The sequence below is a fragment of the Rhodanobacter sp. UC4437_H4 genome (assembly GCF_052978425.1).
In genome coordinates this window covers 1,746,262-1,765,597 of the sequence record NZ_CM129673.1, presented here as the reverse complement: position 1 = coordinate 1,765,597, position 19,336 = coordinate 1,746,262, and the positions used below count along the sequence as shown (strand labels likewise).

General features: G+C 70.8%; 18 protein-coding genes. 13 read left to right on the top strand and 5 right to left on the bottom strand.

Annotation, left to right across the window (positions count from 1 at the left end):
- The first annotated feature begins 173 nt into the window (after positions 1 to 173).
- From ACVCL3_RS08260 to fabB, 7 genes are all read left to right on the top strand, one after another.
- Positions 174 to 1,421, top strand: coding sequence for an alginate export family protein (locus ACVCL3_RS08260; protein WP_447100975.1), 1,248 nt, complete (start codon positions 174 to 176; stop codon positions 1,419 to 1,421).
- A gap of 68 nt (positions 1,422 to 1,489) precedes the next feature.
- On the top strand, positions 1,490 to 1,780 hold the full coding sequence (locus ACVCL3_RS08255) for a DUF2249 domain-containing protein (protein ID WP_395116363.1): 291 nt from the start codon (positions 1,490 to 1,492) through the stop codon (positions 1,778 to 1,780).
- A complete protein-coding gene (locus ACVCL3_RS08250) occupies positions 1,761 to 3,014 on the top strand; it encodes a hypothetical protein (protein WP_447100974.1) in 1,254 nt (417 codons plus the stop codon). Before ACVCL3_RS08255 ends, ACVCL3_RS08250 begins: the two co-directional genes overlap by 20 nt.
- Positions 3,015 to 3,288: 274 nt before the next feature.
- Positions 3,289 to 4,314, top strand: a complete 1,026-nt coding sequence (nadA, locus tag ACVCL3_RS08245; RefSeq protein ID WP_447100973.1) for a quinolinate synthase NadA — start codon at positions 3,289 to 3,291, stop codon at positions 4,312 to 4,314.
- Positions 4,311 to 5,759: an FAD-binding protein gene (locus ACVCL3_RS08240; protein ID WP_447097233.1), complete on the top strand. Its 1,449-nt coding sequence runs from the start codon at positions 4,311 to 4,313 to the stop codon at positions 5,757 to 5,759. Before nadA ends, ACVCL3_RS08240 begins: the two co-directional genes overlap by 4 nt.
- A gap of 124 nt (positions 5,760 to 5,883) precedes the next feature.
- Positions 5,884 to 6,399, top strand: coding sequence for a 3-hydroxyacyl-[acyl-carrier-protein] dehydratase FabA (gene fabA / locus ACVCL3_RS08235; RefSeq protein WP_395116372.1), 516 nt, complete (start codon positions 5,884 to 5,886; stop codon positions 6,397 to 6,399).
- Between the two features lies 1 nt (position 6,400).
- On the top strand, positions 6,401 to 7,609 hold the full coding sequence (fabB, locus tag ACVCL3_RS08230) for a beta-ketoacyl-ACP synthase I (protein WP_447100972.1): 1,209 nt from the start codon (positions 6,401 to 6,403) through the stop codon (positions 7,607 to 7,609).
- Between the two features lie 122 nt (positions 7,610 to 7,731).
- Here fabB and ACVCL3_RS08225 read toward each other — a convergent pair whose 3' ends face one another.
- Positions 7,732 to 8,097 (bottom strand): ArsR/SmtB family transcription factor, encoded by a 366-nt coding sequence (locus tag ACVCL3_RS08225; RefSeq protein WP_447100971.1) that lies wholly within the window; start codon positions 8,095 to 8,097, stop codon positions 7,732 to 7,734.
- A gap of 127 nt (positions 8,098 to 8,224) precedes the next feature.
- Here ACVCL3_RS08225 and ACVCL3_RS08220 point away from each other — a divergent pair, with 127 nt between their 5' ends.
- From ACVCL3_RS08220 to ACVCL3_RS08195, 6 genes are all read left to right on the top strand, one after another.
- Entirely contained in the window at positions 8,225 to 8,431 is a 207-nt protein-coding gene (locus ACVCL3_RS08220) for a YgaP family membrane protein (protein WP_447097230.1), read from the top strand.
- Between the two features lie 18 nt (positions 8,432 to 8,449).
- Positions 8,450 to 8,833, top strand: a complete 384-nt coding sequence (locus ACVCL3_RS08215) for a DUF302 domain-containing protein (RefSeq protein WP_447100970.1) — start codon at positions 8,450 to 8,452, stop codon at positions 8,831 to 8,833.
- 95 nt (positions 8,834 to 8,928) lie between these two features.
- Entirely contained in the window at positions 8,929 to 10,218 is a 1,290-nt protein-coding gene (locus ACVCL3_RS08210; protein WP_447100969.1) for an NAD(P)/FAD-dependent oxidoreductase, read from the top strand.
- A 104-nt stretch (positions 10,219 to 10,322) separates the two neighbouring features.
- A complete protein-coding gene (locus ACVCL3_RS08205) occupies positions 10,323 to 11,408 on the top strand; it encodes an efflux RND transporter periplasmic adaptor subunit (protein WP_447101508.1) in 1,086 nt (361 codons plus the stop codon).
- A complete protein-coding gene (locus tag ACVCL3_RS08200; protein WP_447100968.1) occupies positions 11,405 to 14,668 on the top strand; it encodes an efflux RND transporter permease subunit in 3,264 nt (1,087 codons plus the stop codon). Before ACVCL3_RS08205 ends, ACVCL3_RS08200 begins: the two co-directional genes overlap by 4 nt.
- 83 nt (positions 14,669 to 14,751) lie before the next feature.
- Positions 14,752 to 15,249 (top strand): DnrO protein, encoded by a 498-nt coding sequence (locus ACVCL3_RS08195; protein WP_447100967.1) that lies wholly within the window; start codon positions 14,752 to 14,754, stop codon positions 15,247 to 15,249.
- A gap of 20 nt (positions 15,250 to 15,269) precedes the next feature.
- On the opposite strand, the gene ACVCL3_RS08190 is transcribed toward ACVCL3_RS08195, so the two are convergent.
- The 4 genes from ACVCL3_RS08190 to ACVCL3_RS08175 all read right to left on the bottom strand — a co-directional run bounded on the left by ACVCL3_RS08190 (position 15,270) and on the right by ACVCL3_RS08175 (position 19,227).
- The gene (locus tag ACVCL3_RS08190) at positions 15,270 to 16,469 is read right to left on the bottom strand and encodes an acetate/propionate family kinase (protein WP_447100966.1); all 1,200 of its coding nucleotides are present in this window, start codon (positions 16,467 to 16,469) and stop codon (positions 15,270 to 15,272) included.
- Between the two features lie 10 nt (positions 16,470 to 16,479).
- On the bottom strand, positions 16,480 to 17,451 hold the full coding sequence (locus tag ACVCL3_RS08185) for a bifunctional enoyl-CoA hydratase/phosphate acetyltransferase (protein ID WP_447100965.1): 972 nt from the start codon (positions 17,449 to 17,451) through the stop codon (positions 16,480 to 16,482).
- Between the two features lie 102 nt (positions 17,452 to 17,553).
- Positions 17,554 to 18,354, bottom strand: a complete 801-nt coding sequence (locus tag ACVCL3_RS08180; protein WP_447100964.1) for a universal stress protein — start codon at positions 18,352 to 18,354, stop codon at positions 17,554 to 17,556.
- A 138-nt stretch (positions 18,355 to 18,492) separates the two neighbouring features.
- Positions 18,493 to 19,227: a cyclic nucleotide-binding domain-containing protein gene (locus tag ACVCL3_RS08175; RefSeq protein WP_447100963.1), complete on the bottom strand. Its 735-nt coding sequence runs from the start codon at positions 19,225 to 19,227 to the stop codon at positions 18,493 to 18,495.
- Between the last annotated feature and the right edge of the window lie 109 nt (positions 19,228 to 19,336).

Sequence of the window (19,336 nt, the reverse complement as noted above, 5' to 3'; positions counted from 1 at the left end):
GGACGTCCAGACGTCCATCCTTCACCGGAAACGCCGCCGTCATGGCGGCGTTTTCGAGTGATTGCGCGGCGTGTTGTCACAGTCGCCCCTTTCCGGATGCAGACCTGACCGCGGTCAACGGATCGCCGCGTCGCGGTCGGCAGACTGCGCGCATCCACCAAGGGGAACACACGATGAGAACGACGAGCCGAATGCTTTGCGCCAGCGGCCTGCTGGCGGCCGCGATCGCCATGCCCGCCGCCGGGGCCGCCATCACCCCGACGCCGCCGGCGGCGGCGCCGCTGCAGCTGGAATGGGATGCGCGACTGCGCCACGAACAGGTCGACGACGACGCCTTCAGCCGCGATGCGAACGCCACCACCTTGCGCCTGCGGCTGGGCCTGCGCGCCAGCTTCGGGGAAGGCTGGAGTGCGCTGCTGGAAGGTGCCGGCGTGGCCGCGGCCAACGAGCACTACAACAGCGGCGCGAACGGCCGCACGCAGTATCCGGCGATCACCGACCCGCGTGGCAGCGAACTCGACCAGGCCTGGCTGGCATGGCAAGGCGACGTGTTCGGCGCCACGCTGGGGCGCCAGCGACTGCTGCTGGACAGCCAGCGCTGGGTCGGCAACAGCGGCTGGCGCCAGCACGAGCAGACCTTCGATGCGCTGGCGCTGCAATGGCAACCGCTGGACAGCGTGACCGTGCGCTACGACTGGCTCGATCGCGTGCATCGGGTGGCCGGCCGCGACGCGCTCAATCCGCTGGCGCGCGAGCGCGCTCTGGACACGCACCTGCTCAACGCCGCATGGGTCCGCGGCGCGCAGCAATGGGTCGGCTATGCCTACCTGCACGAGGACCGCGACGTGGCCAGCGCATCGAGCGCCACCTGGGGCGCGCGCTGGAGCGGCAAGGCGCTGCACGACGGCAACGGCGCGGGCTGGACGCTGGAAGCGGCGCGGCAGCGCGACTACGCCAACAATCCGCTGCATTTCGCGCACAACTACTGGCTGCTGGAACCGACCTGGACGCAGGGCGGCATCACCGCGAAGCTGGGCTGGGAACATCTGGGCGGCAACGGCCAGCATGCGTTGCAGACGCCGCTGGCGACACTGCACGCGTTCAACGGCTGGGACGATCAGTTCAACGTGACGCCCGCCGGCGGCCTGGAGGATCGCTACGTCGGCGCCGCCGGCAAGTTCGGTCGCAGCGGGCTGGCCGGCAAGCTGGCCTGGGTGGTGGCCTACCACGACTACCGCGCGGATCGCGGCGGCCGCTACGGCAGCGAGTGGAACGCATCGCTGAGCCTTCCGCTGATCGCCGGCCTCGACGCCATGCTCAAGCTGGCCGACTATCGCGCCGATGGTCTCGGTCGCGACAATGCGCGGGTGTGGCTGCAGCTGGAATGGCGCGGTCGGCAGGCGCTGGCGGGCGCGCGTTGAGCGTCGCTGGCGCGGCTGCGTTGACCCAGGTCAGCGCGCCCGCGCCCCTGCTGCGTTGAGATGGCCGCATGCCTGTCTCTCCACCGCCGGCCCACCACGACCACGCCACCGACGATGGCACCACCATCGCGCTCGACCTGCGCGCGCTGCCGGCGCCGGAGCCGATGATGCGTGCGCTGGAGGCAGCCGATGCGTTGGCGCCGGGGCAGACGCTCGAGCTGCTCACCCCGCTGCTGCCGACACCGCTGCTCGACCTGCTGTCCGGTCGCCGTCTGCATGTCCGTGCGGAGATGCTGCCCGCCGGCGGCGCGCGCGTGCGGATCCATCGCCCGGACGACGATGGCCCGACTGGCGCTTGACCAGGCGCCGCCGGCATCGTTGCCGCGGCGGTTCCTGCTGAGTGCGCCGCTGTGGGGCGTGCTCGCCGGCGTGCTGCTGCTCGTCGACGGCGACGTTGCGCTGCGCACGCGCTGGCAGCCGGCCACGCTGGCGCTGGTGCACGTGTTCACCCTGGGCGTGTTCGGCAACGTGATGTTCGGCAGCGTGCTGCAATTCCTGCCTGCCGCCGCCGGCGTGCGGGTGCGTGGCGGCGCGCGGCTGGGGCGATTGCTGCACGCCGTGTTCAACCTCGGCGTGCTGTTGCTGGTGGCCGGCCTGCACGAAGGCTGGCGCGGCGCGCTGCGCGGCGGTGCCGTGCTGTTGCCGCTGGCGTTCGCGACGTTGGCCGGGATGACCATGCCCGGCCTGTGTGTCGCCGCGGGTCAGCGGCTGCTGCGCGCGGGCATCGGCGCGGCGATCGGCTTCGGCGTGCTGACCGCGCTGCTCGGCGCGCTGTTGGCGCTCGCGCTGGTCGACGGCACGACGCTGTCGATGGCGGCGCTGGTGGACGTGCACGCCAGCTGGGGCGTGCTGGGCTGGATCGTGCTGCTGCTGGCCAGCGTGGCGCGGATCGTGATGCCGATGTTCCAGGGCACGACGGCGATGCCGGAGCGGGCGCAGACCCTGTGGCTGGCCAGCGTGCTGCTGATGCTGCCGGCCGCGGCATGGTGGCGCTGGGCCCGCGACGACGGCCGCTGGCTGCTCGCCACCGTGGCGGTGCACGTCGCGCTGTTCGCCGGCGCTGCGTTGTGGCTGCAGTGGCGCTCGCCGCGCGTGCGTCGCGCACCTTTGCTGTGGAGTTGGCGCGGCGGCCTGATCGTGCTGGCGCTGGCCGCCGTGCTGCTGACCGGAGGCGCTCGCACCGCCGTGCTGGCGGCGACGCTGGGGCTGGGCATCGCGCTGCCGCTGCTGCTTGCCGGCATGGCGCTGGAGATCGTTCCCTTCATCGGCTGGATCGACCTGCACCGACGCTGCGGCCGCGGCCTGCAGTTGCCCGGCGTGCAGCGGTTGCTGCCCGACAGCGACAAGCTCGGCGTGCTGCTGGCGCAATGGCCGCTGCTGCTGTTGCCAGCCGCGGTGCTGTGGCCGTCGCCGTGGCTGGCGCGTGCGGCCGGCGTGGCGCTGGCGTGCGCGTGGCTGGGCACGTGGTCGGCGTTGCGCGGCGTGCACCGGCGCGCCGAGGCATTCGTGGCGGCGTTGCCGCAGCACCCGTGAGCGGAAAGCGTCCGACGTCATCGCGGTGGTGCGTCGGTTGCGGTTGACCTCGATCAAGGCGCGCCCGCGCGGTTGCCGGCGATGATGCGCGCCATCATGCCAAGCCTCTCGTTGCGTCGCTCCGTTCTCCCGCGCCTGCGGCCGCCGCCATCGCGGTTCGTCTCGCGCCCGCACATCGGGTTGCACTGCCTTGCGCGCATCGCGGCTCGTCGGGCGGACTGAACCGGCCAGCTGCGCCCTCGGATACTTCGCCCACCCTCCACCGCGGATCGCCATGCACGACCTCGCCGCCGTCCCCGTGCCTGTCTGGCGCGATGAACTCGAACACGAATACGCCGCGCTTGCCGAGCGGCTCGAACCGCTGGTGCCGTGCCTGGAGATCCCGCTGCACCTGCCGTGGATCGACGCGATCAACAAGCTGAAAAAGCAGCGCGGCGCGGTGATCATGGCGCACAGCTACCAGTCGCCGGAGATCTTCCACGGTGTGGCCGACATCACCGGCGACTCGCTCGGCCTGGCCCAGGCCGCGGCCGAGTGCGAAGCCGAGCTGATCGTGCTGTGCGGCGTGCACTTCATGGCCGAGACCGCGAAGATCCTGGCGCCGCACAAGACCGTGCTGCTGCCCGATCTCGAAGCGGGCTGCTCGCTGGCCTCCTCGATCACCGCCGCCGACGTGCGCGCATTGCGCGCGCAGCACCCCGGCGTGCCGGTGGTGAGCTACGCCAATACCTCCGCCGCGGTGAAGGCGGAGTCCGATGCGATCTGCACCTCGGCGAACGCGGTGCAGGTGGTGGAGGCGATGGGCGCGCCGAAGGTGATCTTCCTGCCTGACGAATTCCTCGGCCGCCACGTGGCCAAACAGACGGCGGTGGAAATCATCCTGTGGCACGGCCGCTGCGAAGTGCACGAGCGCTTCACCGCGCAGGAAGTGCGGCACGTGCGCGAGCAGTTCGGCACCCGGGTGGTGGCGCATCCGGAATGTTCGCCCGAGGTGCTGGCCGAGGCCGACTTCGTCGGCTCCACCACCGCCATGGGCAAGTGGCTGGCGCGCGAGAAGCCGGCCCGGGTGGCGATGGTCACCGAGTGTTCGATGGCCGACAACCTCAAGTCGCAGTTCCCGCAGACCGAGTTCATCAAGCCGTGCAACCTGTGCCCGCACATGCAGCGGATCACCTTGCAGAACATCTACGCCTGCCTGCGCGACCTGCGCCACGCGATCGAGATTCCCGCGGACGTGAGCGTGCGTGCCCGCGCGGCGCTGGAACGCATGCTCGTCGTCGGCCGGCGCGAACGCGTGTGAGGCGAGCGCACCTGCCGATCGTGGTGGTGGGCGGCGGCGTGGCCGGGCTGGCGACCGCGCTGGCCGCGGCGCCCGCGCCGGTGCGCCTGCTGTGCCGCGCCCACGACGGTTGCGGCAGCGCCACGGCGCTGGCCCAGGGCGGCATCGCCGCGGCGCTCGATCCGCATGACAGCGCCGCCGCCCACGCTGCCGACACGCTCGCCGCGGGCGCGCAGCACAACGACGCGGCGATGGTCGCGTGGCTGACCGCCGCGGCACCGGCGGCGATCGACTGGCTGCAGGCGCAGGGCGTGGTCTTCGATCGGACGGCGGATGGCGCGCTGCAACTGGGTCGCGAAGGCGGCCATGCAACCGCCCGCATCGTGCACGCCGGCGGCGATGCCAGTGGCGCGGCGGTGTTCTGCGCCTTGCGCGAGCAGGCGCAGGCGGCCAGCCACGTGCAGTGGCGCGGCGGCGTCGATGTCGATGGCTTGTTGCTGCGCGGCGGTCGCGTGGTCGGCGTGCGCACGTGCGACGAGCGCGGCCGCCACGAACAGGTCGAGGCGGCGGCGGTGGTGCTGGCCACCGGCGGCATCGGCGCCCTGTACGCGCGCACCAGCAATCCGCCGGGTGCCGATGGCGCGGGCCTCGCGCTCGGCCTGGCCGCCGGCGCGGCGGCGCGCGACCTCGAGTTCGTGCAATTCCATCCCACCGCGCTCGACGTGCCCGGCCACTGCCTGCCGCTGCTCACCGAGGCGCTGCGCGGCGCCGGTGCGCGATTGCACGACGATACGGGCACTGCGCTGATGGCCGGCGTGCATCCGCTCGGCGACCTGGCGCCGCGCGACGTGGTGTCGCGGCGCGTGGCTGCGGCGCAGGCCGCCGGTGGCCGCGCCTGGCTTGACGCGACGGCGGTGGAGGGCGCCTGGGAGCAGCGTTTTCCCACCGTGCTGGCCGCGTGCCTGGCGCATGGCATCGATCCGCGCCGGCAGGCGTTGCCGGTGACGCCGGCGGCGCACTTCCACATGGGCGGGCTGGCCACCGATGCGGACGGACGCACCAGCGTGCCGGGTCTGTACGCCGTGGGCGAGGTGGCCTGCAATGGCGTGCACGGCGCCAACCGGCTGGCCAGCAATTCGCTGCTCGAAGGCGTGCTCTGCGGACAGCGGCTGGGTCACGGCTTGCGTGCGGCTGCCGCCGCGGACGTCGGCGTCGGCCCGCTGCGCGTGATCGAACGCGGCGCCAGCCTGCCGCCGGCAGAGCTTGCCGGTTTGCGTGCGCTGCTGTGGCACGCGGCCGGTCCGCGGCGCGAGGCGGGTGCATTGCGCGACGCCTGGCGGATCGGCGCGGCGCTGGCCGACTCCGGCTGGCAGGCACGCCTGGCCAAGGCGCTGCTGCGCGCGATGCGCCTGCGTCGACGCTCGCTCGGCGCACACTGGCGTGAAGATCGCGGCTGCCCGTCCTGATGCCTGCGGACGTCGTCGCGAAGGCTTCACGATGCGCTGGCGTACGGCCGTCGCACGCGTCGCACGTCAAGACAGGACGGCGTCCAACTGGCACACTTGGCATTCCCCCACCCCCGAGCATTTCATGACACGTCCTTCCTCTTTCGACTACGAGCAGCTGCGCGCCTGCGGGCGCGGCGAACTGTTCGGCGACGACAACGCGCGGCTGCCTTCGCCGCCGATGCTGATGTTCGATCGCATCACGCACATTTCCGAAGAGGGCGGCAGCCACGGCAAGGGCTGCATCCGCGCCGAAATGGACATCCATCCGGACCTTTGGTTTTTCGGTTGCCACTTCATCGGCGACCCGGTGATGCCCGGCTGCCTGGGCCTGGATGCCATGTGGCAGCTCAGCGGTTTCTACCTGCCGTGGCTGGGCGAACCCGGCCGCGGCCGCGCGCTCGGCGTGGGCAACGTGAAGTTCTCCGGCCAGGTGATGCCCACCGCCAAGCTGGTGCGCTACGAGATCGACATCCGTCGCGTGATGCGCGGCAAGTTGCGGCTGGTGATCGCCGACGGCAAGACCTTCGTCGACGACCGCCTGATCTACGAGGCCAGCGACATGCGCGTGGGCCTGTTCCAATCCACCGAGGGTTTTTGACATGCGTCGCGTGGTGGTGACGGGCATGGGCATCGTCTCGTGCCTTGGCAACGATCTGGAAACGGTGGCTGGCGCCTTGCGCGACAGCCGCAGCGGTATCCGCGCGATGCCCGAATATGCCGAGCTGGGCATGCGCAGCCATGTGGCGGGCGTGCCGAACATCGACCTGGAGGCGGTGATCGATCGCAAGCTGAAGCGCTTCATGGGCGACGCGGCGGCGTATGCGTACGTGTCGATGCGTTCGGCGATGGCCGATGCCGGGCTGGATGCCGATCAGGTGCGCAACCCGCGCATCGGCGCGATCGCCGGCTCCGGCGGCGGTTCGCCGCGCTGGCAGATCGAGACCGGCGACCTGCTGCGCAACAAGGGCGTGCGCAAGATCGGCCCGTACATGGTGCCGCGCACGATGTGCTCCACGGTGTCGGCCACGCTGGCCACCACCTTCGGCATCCTGGGCCTGAGCTATTCCATCTCCGCCGCCTGCGCCACCTCGGCGCACTGCATCGGCGCGGCCGCCGACCTGATCCGCCACGGCGCGCAGGACGTGGTGTTCGCCGGCGGCGGCGAAGAGGAACACTGGGGCATGACCTCGCAGTTCGACGCGATGGGCGCGCTGTCCAGCCACCACAACGACACCCCGGCCAGCGCCTCGCGTCCCTACGACACCACCCGCGACGGCTTCGTCATCGCCGGTGGCGGCGGCATGCTGGTGCTGGAGGAGTACGAGCACGCCAAGGCACGCGGTGCGCGCATCCACGCCGAGCTGGTTGGCTACGGCGTCACCTCCGACGGCGCCGAGATGGTCGCGCCGTCCGGCGAGGGCGCGGTGCGCTGCATGCAGATGGCGCTGGCCGACGTCAAGGCGCCGGTCGACTACCTCAACACCCATGGCACCGCCACGCCGCTGGGCGACATCGTGGAACTCGACGCCGTGCGCGCCGTGTTCGGCGACGCGGTGCCGCCGCTGTCCTCGACCAAGGCGCTGACCGGCCACTCGCTCGGTGCTGCCAGCGTGCACGAGGCGATCTACAGCCTGCTGATGCTCAAGGACGGTTTCGTCGCCGGCTCGGCCCACATCACCGACCTCGACCCCCGCGCCGAAGGCTTCCCGATCCTGCGCGAAAGCCGCGACGCCACGCTGAACACGGTGATGTCCAACAGCTTCGGCTTCGGCGGCACCAACGGCACGCTGGTGTTCGCCAGGGTCTAGACAGCTCTGCTCGCCCCTCTGCCCGGCTGATGGAGGGTGGCGAGCGAGGAAAGTTCTTCTTGAGGCGAGCCGGGGCAGGGCGCATGCCCCGCATTGGGAGCATTCTTTTCCCCGCGCACGCTTCAGCGACGCCGCGCCGTGCCGCCTCGTTTCTTCGCCGCCTTGCGCGCCGCGGGGGCGCAATAGATCCCGTACAGCGTGCCGATGACCGCCTGCGCCGGGCCCGGCGGCAGCGAGTACCACACGGTCTGCGCTTCGCGCCGGGTGTCGACCAGGCCTTCCTCGCGCAGCCGCGCCAGGTGCTGCGACAGCGCCGACTGGCTCAGCTCCGGCAATTGCTCGTTGATCTGGCCGACCGACAGTTCGCCGTCGGCGAGCAGGCACAGCATGCGCAGGCGTTGCGCGTTGCCCAGCGTCTTGAGCAGGCGCGACGCCTCCTCGGCATTGGCCTGCATCAGTGTCATGTCGGTGCGGGAAGACGTGTCCATGGGGATTCGGGTCCGCTGCAGTTTGGCGGCTTGACTTTACCACGCCATACTAATTAAGCTATTTCTAATTTAGAAATAGTTGTTGATTCGCGATGTTCGCGGACAACCGCCAACCGAGGAGTTCAACATGAATGTCGATCGCATCGTGATGGGGTTCGCCGGCAGCGTGGTGCTGGCCGGTATCGCGCTGGCGCATTTCGTGGCGCCGGGCTGGATCTGGCTGTCGGTGTTCGTCGGCGCCAACCTGCTGCAGTCCTCGTTCACCGGCTTCTGCCCGCTGGCGATGATCTTGCGCAAGCTGGGGCTGAAGCCCGGCTGCGCGTTTCCTTCCTGACCCGAGCGAGGCCACGCCATGTACCACATCGTCGAGACATCCAAGGGCTTCGAGCAGGCCGCGGCGGATCTGGCCACCGCCGTCGCCGCGCACGGCTTCGGCGTGCTGCACGTGCACGACCTGGGCGGCACCTTGCGCGGCAAGGGCGCGGAGTTCGGCCACGAGTGCAAGGTGTTCGAGGTGTGCAACCCGCGCCAGGCCGGCCGCGTGCTGGCCAACGACCTGCGGCTGAACATGGCGCTGCCGTGCCGGGTGTCGGTCTACACGGAGGAGGGCAAGACCTGGATCGGCATGATCCGGCCGACGCCGATGCTCGGCATGCTCTCCAGCGATCCCGCGCTGGCGGCAATCGCGCGCGAAGTGGAGCAGACCCTGGTGAACGTCATCGCCGAGGCGGCGTAGCGCCGGCGAAGCGGCCTTTGAATTGACCAGGCTCAAATCCCTTGCGGTGCCGCCGGCGCAAGCTGTCGGCACCCTCAATGCAGGAGTTAGTCACCATGAGCGACGTCGTCATCCTGGGGTCGGGCCTGGGCGGCACCAGTGCCGCCTATGAGATCAAGGCTGCACTGGGCGATGCCCACCGCGTCACCGTGGTCGGCGAAGGGCGCCTGTTCTCCTTCACGCCATCCAACCCGTGGGTCGGCATCGGCTGGCGGCAACCGGCCGACGTGCAGCTCGATGCGGCCGCGGCGATGGCACGGCACGACATCGCCTTCATCGATTCGCCGGCCAGCGCGGTGCGCCCGGCCGACAACCTCGTGGTGCTGGCTGACGGCCGCGAACTGAGGTACGACTACCTCGTCGTCACCACCGGCCCGCGGCTGGCGTTCGACGAGATCCCCGGGCTGGGCCCGGTCGACGGCTACACGCAGTCGGTCTGCACCACGCCGCACGCGACCGCCGCGTGGCAGGCGTACCGGCAGTTCCTGGAGAACCCCGGCCCGGTGGTGGTCGGCGCGGCGCAGGGCGCCAGCTGTTTCGGCCCGGCCTACGAGTTCGCGCTGATCCTCGACACCGACCTGCGCCGGCGCAAGTTGCGCGACCGCGTGCCGATGACCTTCGTCACCAGCGAGCCGTACATCGGCCACATGGGCCTGGGCGGGATCGGCGATTCCCGCGGCCTGCTGGAGCGTCAGTTGCGCCAGCGTCACATCAAGTGGATCTGCAATGCGCGGATCGACAAGGTGGAGGACGGCAGCATGCACGTCAGCGAGGCCGACGCGCATGGCCAGACAGCGGAGCAGCACGTGCTGGCATTCCGCTACGCGATGGTGATCCCCGCCTTCACCGGCGTGGCCGCCGTGCGCGGCGTCGAGGGTCTGGTCAATCCGCGCGGCTTCGTGCTGATCGACAAGCACCAGCGCAACCCCACCTTCCGCAACGTGTTCTCCGCCGGCGTGTGCGTGGCGATCCCGCCGGTGGAGGCTACCCCGGTGCCCACCGGCGCGCCGAAGACCGGTTTCATGATCGAGTCGATGGTCAGCACCCTGACCGAGAACATCAAGGCGGACATCGAGCACCGGCCGGCCACGGCGGAAGCGACCTGGAACGCGGTGTGCCTGGCCGACATGGGCGACAGCGGCGCGGCGTTCGTGGCACTGCCGCAGATCCCGCCGCGCAACCTGACCTGGGCGAAGGAGGGCAAGTGGGTACATCTGGCCAAGGTGGCATTCGAGAAATACTTCATGCACAAGATCCGCACCGGCAATACCACGCCGGTCTACGAGAAGTACGTTATGAAGGCGCTGGGCATCGCGCGCATCCGGCCCGGCACGGGCGGCGAATGAGTACTCCCCGCGAACCGCTGACGGAAGCACGCGATGCAAACCCGCCATCCCGCCTGGCGTGTCGCGCGCGCCCACGCCGACCCGCGTTGCGAGGTCGCGTCGTGATGCGCGCGCTGCGCCCGGCCATGCTTGCGCTCGCGCTGGCCGCGCTGGCCGCGCTGGCCGCGTGCGGGCGCACGCCGGCGCCGCCGGCTGCCACGGCACCGCCGCCGCTGGCCGCGCTGACCGTGCACCTCGAAACAACGCACGACGAGCAGGCCTGGGATGGCGTGGTCGAGGCGGTGCACGAGGCGGTGATCTCCGCGCAGACCAATGCGCGGGTGGTCGAGTTGCCGCATGACGTCGGCGATGCCGTGCGCAAGGGCGACGTGCTGGTGCGTTTCAGCGACGTCGAGCAGAAGTCCGCAGGGCGCGCCGCGCAGGCGCAGATCGCCGCGGCGCAGGCGGCGTATACCGAGGCGGATACGTCCTACCGGCGCTTCGCCGGGATATTCGAGAAAGGCTTCGTTTCCAAGGCGCAGCTCGACGCCGAGCGTGCCCGTCGCGACGCCGCGCTGGCGGCGCTGCAGTCGGCCCGCGCGCAGTCCAGCCAGGTCGGCCAGCAGCTCGATTACACGGTGCTGCGCGCGCCGTACGACGGCATCGTCACCCGCCGCTACGTGCAGGTGGGTGAGGCGGTGCAGTCGGGGCCGCCGGCGCCGCAGCCGCTGATCGCGCTGGCCTCGCTGCAGGATCTGCGGGTCGGCGTGCAGGTGCCGCAGAGCGCGATCGCCGCGATCCGCCGCTACCACGCCGCCGAGGTGGTGCTCGACGACGGCCGCCGCGTGGCGGCCGGCAAGCTCACCGTGTTTCCCTATGCCGACCCGCAGACGCACAGCTTCCGCGTGCGACTGGAACTGCCCGGCGACGGTGCCGGCCTGGTGCCGGGCATGACGGTGAAGGTCGCCTTCGCCAGCGGCGAGGCGAAGCGATTGCTGCTGCCGATGAGCGCGCTGGTGCAACGTGGCGAGCTGGTCGGCGCGTACGTGCTGGGCGCGCATGACGTGACGCTGCACCAGTTGCGCCTTGGCCATCGCCACGGCGATCGCGTGGAGGTGCTGGCCGGGCTGGACGACGGCGAGCGCGTCGCCACCGATCCGGCCGCGGCGGCGCGCTGGCTGGTCGCGCAGCGACGCGGGGACGCGCCGTGAGCGGGCCTCGGCTCGGCTTCTCCGGCCGTATCGCGCGCGCGTTCCAGGATTCGCCGCTGACCCCGATCCTGGCGATCGCGGCGCTGCTGCTGGGGCTGGTCGCGGTGATGATCACGCCGCGCGAGGAAGAGCCGCAGATCGACGTGACCATGGCCAACGTGATGGTGCCGTTCCCCGGCGCCGACGTGCGCGACGTGGAGAACCTGGTGGCGTTCCCGCTGGAGCAGAAGCTGGCGGAGATCGAGGGTGTCAAGCACGTCTATTCGCTGAGCCGGCCCGGCATGGCGGTGATGACGGTGGAGTTCCAGGTCGGCGTGCCGCGGCAGGCGGCGATCGTGCGGCTGTACAACCAGGTGTTCCAGAACCAGGGCCTCGTGCCGCCCGGCCTCGGCGTCGGTCCGCCGCTGGTGCGGCCGATGGGCATCGACGACGTGCCGGTGATGGCGCTCACGCTGTGGAGCGACGACCCCGCGCAAGGCCCGGTGCAGCTGGCCGAGGTGGCGCATGCTCTGGAGACCGAATTGAAGCGCGTGCCCGGCACGCGCGACGTCTACACCATCGGCGCGCCGACCCGCGCGGTGGTGGTGCAGCTGGACGCGGCGAAACTGGCTGCCTACGGCATGACCGCGGGCGACCTGTCCGGTGTGCTGAGGGCAGCCAACACGGTGACCCAGGCGGGCGACCGGGTGAGCGGCGACCGCGATGTGCCGGTGACCGCCGGGCGTTTCCTCGCCGACGCGGCGGAGGTGTCGCAGCTGGTGATCGGCCTGAAGAACGGCCAGCCGGTGTTCCTCTCCGACGTGGCCACGGTTCGTCCGGGCGCGGACCTGCCCGACAGCTACGCCTGGTTCGGCGCGCCGGCGGGCCGGGCCGGGCCGGCCACCGGCCACGCGCCGGCCGTGACCATCGCGGTGGCGAAGAAGCCCGGCACCAACGCCGCCGACATCACCGGCGCGATCCGCCAGCGGCTGGCCGCGCTGCGCAACGTGGCGATTCCCGCCGACGTGCACGTGGTGGTCACCCGCGACTACGGCCAGACCGCCACCGACAAGGCGGACAAGCTGATCCACAAGCTGATCTTCGCCACCTTGTCGGTGGTGCTGCTGGTGCTGCTGGCATTGAGCTGGCGCGCGGCGGTGGTGGTCGGCAGCGCGGTGATCGTCACCCTGGCGCTGACCCTGTTCGCCTCGTGGGCGATGGGCTTCACCATCAACCGCGTCTCGCTGTTCGCGCTGATCTTCTCGATCGGCATCCTGGTCGACGACGCCATCGTGGTGGTGGAGAACATCCACCGGCACATGGCCGGATCGGAGACGACTCGGGGCGGACGCACCTTGCGCGAGGCGATCCCCGAGGCGGTCGGCGAGGTCGGCGGGCCGACCATCCTGGCCACCTTCACGGTGATCGCCGCGCTGCTGCCGATGGCCTTCGTGTCCGGCCTGATGGGGCCGTACATGCGGCCGATCCCGATCAACGCCTCGGCCGGCATGCTGCTGTCGCTGGCCGTCGCGCTGGTGGTCACGCCGTGGCTGGCGCTGAAACTGCTCGGCCACCAGCCGCATGCCGAGGCCGCGCCGGCGGGCGCCGACGGCGCGCACGACACGCGCCTGCACCGCACGTTCCGACGGCTGATGCTGCCCTTCCTCGATGGCCCCCGCGCGCCGCGCCGACGGCACCTGCTGTTCGCCGCGATGGGCGCACTGGTGCTGGGGGCGGTGGGGCTGGTGGTGGTCAAGGCGGTGGTGCTGAAGATGCTGCCGTTCGACAACAAGTCCGAGTTCCAGGTGGTGGTGGACATGCCCGAGGGCAGCACGCTGGAGCGCACCAACCGTTTGCTCGGCGAGCTGGCGCAGGCGGTGGCCAAGCTGCCCGAGGTGAAGGACTGGCAGGGCTATGCCGGCACCGCGTCGCCGATCACGTTCAACGGACTGGTGCGCCAGTACTACCTGCGCAGCGGCCCGATCGTGGGCGACCTGCAGGTGAACCTGGTCGACAAGCACGAGCGTTCGCGGCAGAGCCACGCCATTGCGCTGGCGGTGCGCCCGGCGCTGGCGCAGATCGGCGCGCGCTACGGCGCCTCGGTAAAGGTGGTCGAGGTGCCGCCCGGGCCGCCGGTGCTGGCGCCGATCGTGGCCGAGGTCTACGGCCCGGACTACGCCACCGTGCGCAAGGTGGCGCTGGGGCTGGAACAGGATTTCAGGGCCAACCCGGACATCGTCGACGTCGACACCAGCGTGGAGGCGGATGCGCCGCGCGACGTGCTGGTGGTCGATCGCGCCCGCGCGGCGCGGCTGGGGCTGGATCAGGCGAGCATCGCGCAGGCGCTGCGCACCGCCTTGTCCGGCGACGACGCCACCTGGCTCATGGACGGCCAGGCGAAGTACGCGGTGCCGATCCGCCTGCGCCTGGGCGCGGGCGACCAGGCGTCGATGGAGCAGCTGCTGGCGCTGCGCGTGCGTGCGGCCGGCGGTGCGCTGGTGCCGTTGTCCGAGGTGGTCCGCGTGCAGCCGGCGCAGCGCGAGCAGGCGATCTGGCACAAGGACCTGCTGCCCTATGCCACCGTTACCGGCGACGACGCCGGCAGCACCGACAGCCCGCTGTACGGCATGTTCTCGCTGGTCGGCAAGCTCGGCCACGACAAGGTGGCGGGGCAACTGCTGCAGCAGCACTTCATCGCGCAGCCGACCGATACCACCGACGCCGCGGTGAAGTGGGATGGCGAGTGGCAGATCACCTACGAGACGTTCCGCGACATGGGCCTGGCCTATTCGGCGGGCCTGCTGCTGATCTACCTGCTGGTGGTCGGCCAGTTCAAGAGCTACCTGGTGCCGCTGATCATCATGGCGCCGATCCCGCTGACCGTGATCGGCGTGATGCCCGGGCATGCGCTGGTGGGTGCGCAGTACACCGCCACCTCGATGATCGGCATGATCGCGCTGGCCGGCATCATCGTGCGCAACTCGATCCTGCTGATCGACTTCATCAACCACGCGCTGGCTGCCGGCAGTCCGTTGCGCGAGGCGGTGGTCGAAGCCGCGGCGGTGCGCGCCAAGCCCATCATGCTGACCGGGCTGGCGGCGATGATCGGCGGCTTCTTCATCATCGACGATCCGATCTTCCAGGGCCTGGCGGTGTCGCTGATCTTCGGCATCCTGGTCTCCACCGCGCTGACCCTGCTGGTGATCCCGCTGCTGTACTACGCCTGGCTGCAGCGGCGCGCCGGGCCGGATGGCCGATTGTCGCAGGCGCCGCCGGCTTGACCCCGGTCAGGCCGGAGTGCGGGCGCCGGGCGCTAGCATGCATGTGTCCGCGGCGTCCGCGCCGCCAAGCCGGAGATATCCGCATGAAAGCTGCACGCATTCTTCTCGCCAGCGCCTGTGCGCTCGGCCTTGCCACTGCGGCCCAGGCCGGTCCGCAACACGCCCACGCCGAGCACGACAGCCACGCGGCACACGCCGCCACGCAGGTGCCGGCGCAGCGCTGGACGCCGGATGCCCCGCTGCGCGCGGGCATGCGCCGCGCGCACACCGCGGTGGCCGAGCTGGCCCACTACGAGATGGGCCACATGAGCGCGCCGATGGCGGTCGATCGCGCCACCGAGGTGGAGAGCGCGGTGACCTACATGTTTGCCAACTGCAAGCTGTCGGCCGAGCCCGATGCCGCGCTGCACGGCATCCTGGTGCCGCTGCTCACCGCCGCGCAGGCGTTGAAGGCCGACCCGGCGAAGGTGTCCGCGGTGGCCGACATGCGCGCGGCGATCGCGCATTACCCGCAGTATTTCGACGATCCCGGCTGGGACAAGCCGGTGCCGGCCGAGCACGTGATGCACGACGAGCCCTGACCGTCGCGCGACGCCTGTAGTCAGCCGATGCTGCCGAGTACCGCGGCGGCATCGCGCGCGGCGATCCATTCCTCGTTGGTCGGCTCGACGCCGACGATCACGCGACTGCCGTCGGCGGAGACGATCGGCGCGTGCGCGGTGTTGCGGTCCTCGTCCAGCGCGACGCCGAGGAAGGCGAGATCGCGGCACACGCGTTCGCGCACGAAGGCGTTGTGCTCGCCCACGCCGGCGGTGAACACCAGCAGGTCGAGTCCGCCAAGCACGGCTGCCAACGCGCCGACCTCGCGCACGATGCGGCGCACGTAGAGTGCAAGCGCCAGGCGCGCGCGTTCGCCGGGCTCGCCGTCGTCAGCTTCGTGCTGCACGATCACGCGCGGCTCGGCGGAAATGCCGGAGACGCCGAGCAGGCCGCTGCGGTGGTAGAGCAGGTGGCCCACCTGTTCGAGCGAGAGCTGCTCGATCTCCATCAGGTACAGCAGCGCGCCGGGGTCGAGCGCGCCGGTGCGCGTGCCCATCATCAGGCCGTCGAGCGCGGAGAAGCCCATCGTGGTGGCGACGCTCTCGAGGTTGCGCATCGCGCACAGGCTGGCGCCGCTGCCCAGGTGCGCGACGATGGTGCGCCCGCGTGCGGCCTCGCCGTGGCGTTCGGCCAGCGCGGTCGCCATGAACGCATACGACAGGCCGTGGAAACCGTAGCGGCGCAGGCCGCGCTGCCAGGCATCCCACGGCAGCGGCAGGATCTGCTCGACCGTCGGCATGGTGTGATGGAAGCCGGTGTCGAAACAGGCCACCTGCGGCAGCTCGGGCGACTCGCGCAGCAGGATCTCGATCGCCTCCAGCGCGAACGGCTGGTGCAGCGGCGCCAGCGGCACGTAGCCCGCCAGGTCGGCCAGCACGCCGGCATCGATCCGCGTGGGCTCGAAGTAGCGGCTGCCGCCGTGCACCACGCGATGCGCGACCGCGGCGAGGCGACGGCCGTCGAGGCGCGCGTCCACGCGCTGCAGGATCAGCGTGAGCGCCGCGCGGTAGGGATGGGCCTCGTCGAGGGCAATCGCGAACGGCGCGACGCCGGTTTCGCCGAAGTCCGGCGCCGGGCCGCCGATGCCCTGCACCTTGCCATTCCACAGCGGCTGGCGCGGCAGCGGATCGGTCGCGGCGTCGAACAGCGCGAACTTGATGCTCGACGAGCCGCAGTTGAGGACCAGGATCAGGGGCGTCATGGCGGACGGCTCAGGGCGGAGCGGTGCGGTAGTGGTGCGCCAGCATCAGCGCGATGGCGCACGAGGCAAGCCGCGAGCGGCGCGAATCGGAGCGGCTGGTGAGCACGATCGGCACGCGCGCGCCCAGCACGATGCCGGCGCTGTCGGCATGGCCCATGTATTCCAGCTGCTTGGCCAGCATGTTGCCGCTTTCCAGATCAGGCACCACCAGGATGTCGGCCCGGCCCGCCACGGCCGAGACGATGCCCTTCACGCGCGCGGCCTCGGGCGAGACCGCGTTGTCGAACGCCAGCGGGCCATCCAGCAGGCCGCCGCTGATCTGGCCGCGGTCGGCCATCTTGCACAGCGCCGCCGCATCCAGCGTGGAGGGCATGCGCGGGTTGACGGTTTCCACGGCGGCCAGGATCGCCACCTTCGGCTCGGCCACGCCGAGGACGTGGGCGAGGTCGATCGCGTTGCGCACGATGTCGGCCTTGTCCTCCAGCGTCGGCGCGATGTTGATGGCCGCGTCGGTGATGATGAACGGGCGCGGATAGGCGGGCGTTTCCATCACGAAGCAGTGGGTGATGCGCCGCTTGGTGCGCAGCCCGGCGGCGCTCGGCACGATCGCGGCCATCAGCTCGTCCGAATGCAGGCTGCCCTTCATCAGCGCATCCACCTCGCCGCGGCAGGCCATCGCCGCGGCTTCGGCCGCGGCGGCGTGGCTGTGCGGCACGTCGATGCACTGGATGCCGTCCAGGTCGATCCCGGCTGCCGCGGCAGCGGCCTGCAGCCTGGCGCGCGGGGCGACCAGCACCGGCCGGATGATGCCGGCATCGCGCGCGTCGATCGCGCCGGCGAGGCTGAGTGCGTCGCAGGGATGGACGACCGCCATGCGCACCGGCTCCATCGCCTGCACGTGGGCAATCAGGCGTTCGACCCCGCGCAGCACGGGCTGCGCCGACGGCGCATGAACGGTGCTGGCAGGCTGGCTGCGGCTCATGGTGTGTCCCTGGGTTTTGGCGTCGACGATCGGCTTGCGGCACCGATGCATGGACGCTAGCTGAAGAGGCGCGGCGCGCGCAAACCGGCCTGGACCGGCGATTCAGTGCGCGAGGAACAGCGGCAGGCTCGCGTTCCTGAGCATCCAGCGCGTGACGCCGCCCATGGCCAGCTCGCTGAGGCGCGAGCGGCCCCAGGCGCCCATCACCAGCAGGTCGGCATCGAATGCCCGGGCGGCGGCCAGCAGCGCGGGGCCTTCGTCGTGTTCGGCCGGGAACGGCTGCCATTGGGCCTCGATGCCGTGGCGCGCGAACCAGCCGCGCAGCGGCAGCGGCGGCGGACTGATGCCGGGCAGGCCGCCGCGCTCGCCGTCGAGCACCCGCACGGCGGATGCCTGCGCCAGCAGCGGCAGCGCCGCCTTCACCGCCTGCGCGGCTTCGCCGGAGCCGTTCCATGCGATGACGATGCGCTGCGCCTGCAGCGTGTGGCTGCCGAGGTCGGGCACCAGCAGCATCGGTGAGCTGCGGGCGAACAACGCGCGGGTGACATCGTCGCCACCGAGCGCGGCATCCGGGTCGCCGACCTTCAGTTCGCCGATCATGAAGTCGGCCAGCCGCGAGCGCTTGGCCAGTGCCTGCGCGGAGATGCCGCGCATCACTTCCCATTCGCCCTCGACGACCGCGCTTCGGCACTGCTGCAGCCACCAGTCGCGTCGGGCCAGCGCCGCCTGTTCCTCGGCGGCCAGCACGTCGATCACGTCCGGTATCGCCATCAGCGAAGGGCACACCGCGACCACCTGCAGCCCGGTGACGAAGGCGCTTTGGCGCTTGGCCAGCGCCAGCGCCGCGCCCGGCCACGACGGGTTGTCCGAGGTTCCGCCCACGTTGACGATGATGTCCAGCACGATCTCTCCCGCACCGGCCGTGATGGCCGGGCACGCTGGCATGCTCTGGCCGATGGCGCCGCGCGGTTTTGACCGTGGTCAAACCCCGGCACGAAAGCGGCGTGACCGGGCCGGTGGCGCGCCGCGGGACCCGACGGCCTACGCCATGTCGATGTCGCCGCCGCAAAGTTCGTCGAGCAGGTCGCGGCGCAGGATCTGCACCGACTTGCGATTCACCGAGAGGATGCCGGCCGATTCCATCTTGCCGAACAGCCGGCTGACCGTCTCCAGCGCCAGCCCGAGATAGTTGGCGATGTCCTCGCGCGACATCGGCAGGATCAGCGCCAGCGGGTCGCGCGACAGGCGCGCATAGCGGTCGGACATGCGCCGGATGAAGAACGCCAGCCGCCGCTGCGCCTGCTGCTTGCCCATCAGCACCAGGTGGCTCTGCTCGTTGACCAGCGCGCCGCTGATCACCCGCATCAGCTGGTGGTTCAGCGCCGGCAGGTTGGCGGTGGCCTCCTGCAACTGGGCGTAGCGCAGTTCGCACACGCTGGAGCGTTCCAGCGTCTGGGCGGTGCACGGGTAGTGCTCGTTGATGAGGCCGCCGATGCCCATGATGTCGCCGGGCAGGTGGAAACCGAGGATCTGCACGTCGCCTTCGGAACCTTCCACGAAGGTCTTAAGCGCACCGGCACGCACCACGTACAACGCGCTGAACTTGCGCCCCTGCGGGAACAGCGTCTGCCCGCGATCGAGCGGCAGCATGTCGTGCGCGGAGGCGTTGAGCGTGTGCAGGTCGCCCGCGCTGAGTCCCACCGGCAGCTGGAAATCGTGGATCGCGCAGTAGCCGCAGTTGCGCCTGAGCTCGTCAAGATCTGGATCTGATGTCATGCCGTTCGACGCCATCACGCGTTCATTCGCCCTCCGGCCCGCACGTGGAACCGACCCTGCCGCGCCATCTCGGGTGGCGGACGGCTCAGGTTAACCGTTCCCGCGGCCA

Bases quoted from the DNA above. Each gene is read 5' to 3' on its own strand.
- ACVCL3_RS08260 (WP_447100975.1), top strand. From the start codon at position 174: ATGAGAACGACGAGCCGAATGCTTTGCGCCAGCGGCCTGCTGGCGGCC.
- ACVCL3_RS08205 (WP_447101508.1), top strand. From the start codon at position 10,323: ATGCGCGCGCTGCGCCCGGCCATGCTTGCGCTCGCGCTGGCCGCGCTG.
- ACVCL3_RS08220 (WP_447097230.1), top strand. From the start codon at position 8,225: ATGAATGTCGATCGCATCGTGATGGGGTTCGCCGGCAGCGTGGTGCTG.
- ACVCL3_RS08255 (WP_395116363.1), top strand. From the start codon at position 1,490: ATGCCTGTCTCTCCACCGCCGGCCCACCACGACCACGCCACCGACGAT.
- fabB (WP_447100972.1), top strand. From the start codon at position 6,401: ATGCGTCGCGTGGTGGTGACGGGCATGGGCATCGTCTCGTGCCTTGGC.
- nadA (WP_447100973.1), top strand. From the start codon at position 3,289: ATGCACGACCTCGCCGCCGTCCCCGTGCCTGTCTGGCGCGATGAACTC.
- ACVCL3_RS08250 (WP_447100974.1), top strand. From the start codon at position 1,761: ATGGCCCGACTGGCGCTTGACCAGGCGCCGCCGGCATCGTTGCCGCGG.
- ACVCL3_RS08175 (WP_447100963.1), bottom strand. From the start codon at position 19,227: ATGACATCAGATCCAGATCTTGACGAGCTCAGGCGCAACTGCGGCTAC.
- fabA (WP_395116372.1), top strand. From the start codon at position 5,884: ATGACACGTCCTTCCTCTTTCGACTACGAGCAGCTGCGCGCCTGCGGG.
- ACVCL3_RS08185 (WP_447100965.1), bottom strand. From the start codon at position 17,451: ATGAGCCGCAGCCAGCCTGCCAGCACCGTTCATGCGCCGTCGGCGCAG.
- ACVCL3_RS08195 (WP_447100967.1), top strand. From the start codon at position 14,752: ATGAAAGCTGCACGCATTCTTCTCGCCAGCGCCTGTGCGCTCGGCCTT.
- ACVCL3_RS08215 (WP_447100970.1), top strand. From the start codon at position 8,450: ATGTACCACATCGTCGAGACATCCAAGGGCTTCGAGCAGGCCGCGGCG.
- ACVCL3_RS08225 (WP_447100971.1), bottom strand. From the start codon at position 8,097: ATGGACACGTCTTCCCGCACCGACATGACACTGATGCAGGCCAATGCC.
- ACVCL3_RS08210 (WP_447100969.1), top strand. From the start codon at position 8,929: ATGAGCGACGTCGTCATCCTGGGGTCGGGCCTGGGCGGCACCAGTGCC.
- ACVCL3_RS08190 (WP_447100966.1), bottom strand. From the start codon at position 16,469: ATGACGCCCCTGATCCTGGTCCTCAACTGCGGCTCGTCGAGCATCAAG.